Origin of the sequence: Psychrobacter sp. AOP31-B2-9 (assembly GCF_052378005.1) — a bacterium.
Lineage (GTDB): Bacteria > Pseudomonadota > Gammaproteobacteria > Pseudomonadales > Moraxellaceae > Psychrobacter.
On sequence record NZ_JBQSXG010000160.1, the window covers coordinates 1 to 6,308 of the forward strand.

Consider the following 6,308-nt stretch of genomic DNA (forward strand, 5'->3'; position numbering starts at 1 on the left):
TATTAGAATAAATATTATGTATTAATTATGCCAATATTTGTAGTAGTATTGTATTATAATAAATATAGAGATGCCGTTTCATTAAAAGTTAAATGTTATAACTCTCAAGAATAATGATAGATTGCAAAAAGCCGTTAAAAGTTTAACATTTTATTGAGTGTATTTTACTGTAAAGCGTTTCTTAACTTGGGTTGATTTTTTATAAATGGATTTTCTTATGCGTGCAACGAAAAGTGATACTTCAGAAAATAGAAAAAGACATGGCGAGCATATTCTTATTAGCCTAACGTATATCGGCAAAAATATTGAATTAAAATCAGGGGTGGAGTTAACTCGCGCTCTTGAGCATTGGCGGAGATATTTTGATGAAACTGGTCTAGTTTCAGCACTGGTGATTAATGAAGGTTATTTTGTTCAAAACATACAAGGCTCAAGACCTGTTGTTAATGCTGCTCTAGCGAAAATATTCGATGAACATTCTAAGATTATGCCTAATATTGTCAAATTAGAAGAAATAGAAGCCTGTACATGGGATGGTTATCTAATCAAGCATTTGACGTCAAGTGCTGAAGATGAAGAGTACGCTCTAAAAAGCTTTTCAGCAGGTTCTGACTTTAATCCCTATCTAATGAAAAGCACTCAGATCGAAAACTTTTTAAAAGTGATTTTTGAAGACAGCTAATTGAAGTTGTGTCGAATAGATAGTATGTGTTTACTATGATATTTATCTATCATAGTTACGATAAAAAAATCCGCCTATATATTCACATAGACGGATTTTTATTTCTAGTATAAAATTTATCTTGCCTTTTTATTTTGGATGATTAAAAAAAAGATAAGGCACTGATAAATGATACAGTCTCTCCTAAATAAAAAAGATACAAATACACGCACTCGATACCGAGGTATATTTTTCTTGCTTACTGTGCCTATGCAGACAAGGGATAGGTCCTAGTGTTCTTTGTCCAGTTTTTTCAAGAATTGCTCAGCGTTCATGAGGTGCTCTGTTTGTTGTTCTTTGCCCATTTTGTCCCACATGGTGAGCAGCATACTTGTGCGTGGGTTCTTTGCAAAAAAATCACGATGTACGTGCATAAAGCGCCAAAACAGTCCATCCCACGTGGCGGCCCATTCAACAGGCTCGCCTTTAGATTTGACCTGATAATCACTCATCTTATTAATATAATTACTACCGCTGATATAAGGCTTGGTGGCCATCAGCCCTCCATCAGCGAACTGACTCATGCCATAAATATTTGGCACCATGACCCAGTCATAAGCATCAATAAATAGCTCCATAAACCATTGATAAACGTCATCAGGGTCAAACTCACAAAGCAGCATAAAGTTGCCAAAGACCATCAGACGCTCGATATGATGCGCGTAGCCACTGTTCAGTACTTTCTTGATGGTGGTGTCGATCGGCTCAATACTTGTATCGCCGGTATAAAAACTCGGTGGTATCTTGCGGGTAAAACCCCAAAAGTTACGGCTACGTTGTTTACGTCCGATAGACTCATACAACCCATACATAAACTCACGCCAGCCAATGATTTGACGAATAAAGCCTTCTAGTGAATTGATTGGAATGTCATATGCTTCGCTAATTTCAAGCGTACGTGTGACGACTTGCTCAGGTGTGAGCAGTCCAGTATTAAGCATCGGAGTTAGAACACTATGATGCAATATAGACTCATCGGCTACGATGGCATCTTCATATTGACCAAAGTCAGTAAAGCGTTTGGATAAAAAATCTTCCAACCAGTTTTTAGCCTCGTCATGAGTGGTCGGATAGCGAAAGTCAGGATTGGTATTACCGTAATGCGTGCTAAAGTTATTATCGACATAAGCGATTGCTTCACGGTAATGCACGCTTAATTCAGGAAACTCAAAAGCTGGCGGTATCTTTCTGCGCGGATATTTTTTGCGATTGTCCTCATCGAATGACCATTGTCCACCGATGGGTTTTTGATCGCCATCGATTAGGATATTTTCGCGTTTACGTGCTTCTATATAAAAGTCATGATGAAACAGACGGCTATTTTTAAAGAAATCGCAGTAGACGGGTAGCGGATTCAGAAACATCGGCGTGGGAGAGCAATCAAAATCAATATCTGCTTTTAGTATTGCTTTTTGAACACGCATGCGCAGCCAATCATCGACCAAGTCGAGCCAATATATTTTTTCGATAGCGCTCTCATTGTCAGGATGGTGTTTGTGACTATCGAAACTGGCAATCAGCTTACGGCAGTCGCTATATTCATCTCCAGATTCAATGTAATGTACGGTTTTTCCTGCATTAATCAATGTTTGCTCATAAGCCTTCATACTGGCGCGATGTAGTACCAGTTTTTGTTTGTGAAAAGGGTATTGAGTAAAATATAAATCCTCTTCAATGAGATAACACTCATCTTGCCAAAGTGAGGTGTTGGCAAATAGTTGATGAGGAAAAATTAAGCTGATTTTTTTATTCATGATACAAGCTTATTATTAACAAGATTATGTCATTGTAGATGAGTAAATACCCTGTTGTAAGGTAGAGCTGTGTTAATCATTCAGCCAACCTAAACACTCGTCACGTTCTGAAAGCCTCTTGGTAACTGACCACAATCACCCGTATAGTTGGCTACATCATTTGGCTTAAGTGTCATATGAAATCTGCTAGCAGTAATGATTAGACTGTCTTGCTCATTTATTGGTAAGAAGAAACATAATGTCTTCATTTCTCACCTTGGGAAACACTGACCTTATATTGGGTAAATCACATTCTATGTCAATCAATGGTGTGACTTAGTCGCTTTGACAAAGTCGCTCATATAAACGCTTATCTACTGCATCAGTAAACTCAAGAGGGCGAGTGGAGCGACCATCTACTCCCAACTCAAACATATCAAATATGTCAGCGAAAGACCCTGAAGGCTCTGTCTTTGCAAAGAGCCGCTGAGAATGAGTAGTAATGATCTGTTCTGTACAGTCGATAATATATGAAGCAGTTATGTAAGGCTCATAAAGCGTAATTGGATAATCAGAGAAATGACTGCGAGGCCAAGTACTAGTCTTCATGGGCACTTGATATTGCAAATCGTTCAAGAGATCAGCTTGATGAAAATCGACATAGATTTCAACAGGGTCAGTCGGATCATTTTCATTTACCAGTTGCCATTCAGCAAGGCTTGATTGTGAAAGTATCAATACAAACAATAGTGAAGCCGACTTTTTCATTACTTAGCAACCTCAACACTCGTCACATTCTGAAAGCCCCTTGGTAGCTGACCACCACGATTACCACGCACACCCGTATAGTTAGCCAAATCATTTGGCTTGAGTGTCACATGGCGTTTGCCAGCGGTAATGACTAGGCTGTCTTGCTGACTGAGTGGCGTGATAGCGATCACCTCTTCACCATCTTTTAACTTGATAAGTTTGTTCCCTTTGCCGCGAGCCTGCTCAGGCAAGTCATCAAGGGTGAATATCAGTAAATACCCTGCATTGGTCACAACGGCGACATGGTCAGGCGCTACCTTTGTATGGGTGCTTTCACCGTCAGCATTAGCAGTCGTTACCACCGGCGCATCGATACGGGCAGCAGGGAGTAAGCGGCTCTCAGCTGCGAGATTAATGATATTTTTCCCCGCTTTTTGATTGCTGTCTAGGTTGCCAAGCGTGTTGATAAAACCGTAACCTGCCGAGCTGGCCAAAATAATGCGTTGATTGTCAGCACCCGTTAGTAGCTGCTCAAAGCTAGCACCTGCTGGTGGCTTTAACACACTGGTCAGCGGATCGCCTTGACCACGAGCAGACGCCAAGTTATGCGCATCGATACTGTAGCTGCGTCCAGTGCTGTCGAGCACGTAGATTCTTTCATTAGATTTACCGCGCACATGCGCTTGATAGCTATCACCTGAGCGATAGCTCATGCCAGCAGCATCGACATCATGACCTTTAGCAGCGCGAATCCAACCCGCTTTTGACAAGATAGCAGTGACAGGCTCGCTCGGTACGAGATCAGATTCTTTTAATGCTTGAGCTTCTTCGCGTTCTGCCAATGGTGACACACGCTCATTACCGTGCTCTTTCATATCAGCGGTCAGCTCTTCGATCAGCAAGTTGGTCAAGCTGTCTGGATTGTCCAAATACTCTTGAATGATGGCGCGTTCAGCGGCTAGCTCATCTTGCTCACGGCGTAACTCGATTTCCTCTAACTTTGCCAACTGACGTAGACGAATATCCAATATGGCATTGGCTTGAATATCAGTCAGATCATAGTCCTGCATTAAGGTTGCTTTTGGATCGTCCTCTTCACGAATGATGCGAATGACTTCATCAATATTCAGATAAGCAATCAGTAAGCCTGCCAAAATATGTAAGCGTTTGTCGATTTTATCGAGGCGGTACTCCAAGCGGCGGGTGACCACTGAGCGGCGACACACTAGCCATTCTTCTAATATTTCTTTGAGGTTTTTAACTTGCGGTTTACCGTTTAAGCCAATCATGTTCATATTGACGCGGTAGTTGCTTTCTAGATCTGTACTGGCAAACAGATGACTCATAACACGATCGACATCGACCCGTGTTGATTTCAATTCAAGCACGATACGGCAAGCGTTTTCGTGATCTGACTCATCATGAATATCTGTGACCCAAGGTAGTTTTTTATCCATCATGAGCTTGGCGATTTGCTCTTGGATTTTGTTGCCCGATACTTGGTACGGCAGTGCATCGATAATGACGAGATTTTTTTCTTTAGGGTCAATATGGAAAGTCGCACGCATTTTATAGCTACCGCGACCGGTTTCATACATCGCTTGCAAGTCTTTTTTGTTGGTAATAATTTCCGCTGGTGTTGGCAAGTCTGGCGCTGGTATCGATTGGGTAAGCTGTTTAACCGATAGCTCGGGGTTTTTGAGCAAGCGAATTGCTGCACGCACCACTTCATTGAGGTTGTGCGGTGGAATATCGGTTGCCATACCGACCGCGATACCTGTTGTACCGTTTAGCAAGATGTTGGGCAGGCGGGCAGGTAGGGTGGTTGGCTCTTGCATCGTGCCATCAAAGTTATCCTGCCAATCGACCGTACCTTGCCCTAACTCTGCAAGTAAGGTATTGGCGTAAGCTGACATCTTGGCTTCGGTATAACGCATCGCGGCGAATGACTTTGGATCATCTGGGCTACCCCAGTTGCCTTGACCCGTGATAAGCGGATAGCGATAGCTGAACGGCTGTGCCATCAGTACCATCGCCTCATAACACGCACTGTCACCGTGCGGATGGTATTTACCCAATACGTCACCGACCGTACGTGCGGACTTTTTGGCCTTGGCGGTGGCTTTCAAGCCCAACTCGCTCATGGCATAGACGATGCGGCGTTGAACAGGTTTTAGACCATCAGCGATATTTGGCAGCGCCCGATCCATGATGACGTACATGGCGTAGTTGAGATAGGCTTGCTCAGTGAACTCTGCGACTGAGCGAGTATCCATCGGTTCATTGGAAATGGTTGGGGCAATCGTATTATCAATAACATCAGACATAACGTAGGATTCACTTATCAGTTTTAATAGGTATAGATAATGGGTTCAAGCGTACAAATAGGATAGTGCTATCGTAAAGGAAATTGGCAGAATTAAAAAGGTATAAGTCAGAATAGACGACAGTTCATGACGTGCTTTATTAAGTTTCTCTATCGTGCTTTGTTTGGTAGCTTTTACAAAATAGCTGAAGTATAGTTAACTCAACTTTTGACTATTAATTTTTTTAAAACCCATTGTCTATCTATTATACGGAGTAGTTGCTATGTCATCTTTGTCATCTGTCTGTTTTTCGCGCGCGCATAAATATCATCCAGCCAAACACACACTGTTATTGGCTATTGTCGCCAGTGTGGGGTTGACGGCTTGTAGCTCACAGCAAGCAAGTAAGCCGGTGGTAGAACCATCAACAAGTACCGTAATGAAAAAACCACGCCGCCCTGATACCTTACCAAATACACCGTCAGTCTCTGACAGGAACAGCGTTGATTCCTTTAAGGTGGTGAGGGAGTCGGCATCACCGCTACCTTCTTCAGACATACAAGCTCCAATACCAGCGCCTATAGTCAGACCTGAACCTATCAGCATCACACCAGAAGCCGGTGATAATTATCAAAAAAACGAAGCCAATCCTGTACATCGCACGATGGATATAGCGGTGTCAACTTTGTCTATCGATACTGATACAGGTAGCTATGCCAATGTACGTCGCTATCTAAATGAGGGTCAATTGCCACCTGTCGGTGCCGTGCGCGTAGAGGAGCTGATCAACTATTTTAA

At 42.5% G+C, this 6,308-nt stretch carries 6 protein-coding genes; 2 read left to right on the forward strand and 4 right to left on the reverse strand.

Annotated features, from left to right (window positions below; translation table 11 throughout):
* Positions 1–217 precede the first annotated feature (217 nt).
* Positions 218–682 carry a hypothetical protein gene (locus ACT3SX_RS13210; protein WP_192521041.1) on the forward strand — a complete coding sequence of 155 codons (465 nt, stop codon included), beginning with the start codon at positions 218–220 and terminating at the stop codon, positions 680–682.
* A gap of 269 nt (positions 683–951) precedes the next feature.
* Here the strand turns inward: ACT3SX_RS13210 and ACT3SX_RS13215 are convergent, their stop codons facing one another.
* The 4 genes from ACT3SX_RS13215 to parC form a co-directional block, all read right to left on the reverse strand.
* On the reverse strand, positions 952–2,475 hold the full coding sequence (locus tag ACT3SX_RS13215; protein ID WP_192520592.1) for a cryptochrome/photolyase family protein: 1,524 nt from the start codon (positions 2,473–2,475) through the stop codon (positions 952–954).
* 89 nt (positions 2,476–2,564) lie between these two features.
* The gene (locus ACT3SX_RS13220) at positions 2,565–2,723 is read right to left on the reverse strand and encodes a hypothetical protein (protein ID WP_192520591.1); all 159 of its coding nucleotides are present in this window, start codon (positions 2,721–2,723) and stop codon (positions 2,565–2,567) included.
* A 67-nt stretch (positions 2,724–2,790) separates the two neighbouring features.
* A complete protein-coding gene (locus ACT3SX_RS13225; RefSeq protein WP_192520590.1) occupies positions 2,791–3,222 on the reverse strand; it encodes a hypothetical protein in 432 nt (143 codons plus the stop codon).
* Positions 3,222–5,531: a DNA topoisomerase IV subunit A gene (gene parC, locus ACT3SX_RS13230; RefSeq protein WP_192520589.1), complete on the reverse strand. Its 2,310-nt coding sequence runs from the start codon at positions 5,529–5,531 to the stop codon at positions 3,222–3,224. Before parC ends, ACT3SX_RS13225 begins: the two co-directional genes overlap by 1 nt.
* Before the next feature lie 262 nt (positions 5,532–5,793).
* On the opposite strand from parC, the gene ACT3SX_RS13235 reads away from it, so the two are divergent.
* Positions 5,794–6,308 (forward strand): VWA domain-containing protein (locus ACT3SX_RS13235; RefSeq protein ID WP_444518729.1); only part of this gene is annotated, 515 nt, incomplete at its 3' end.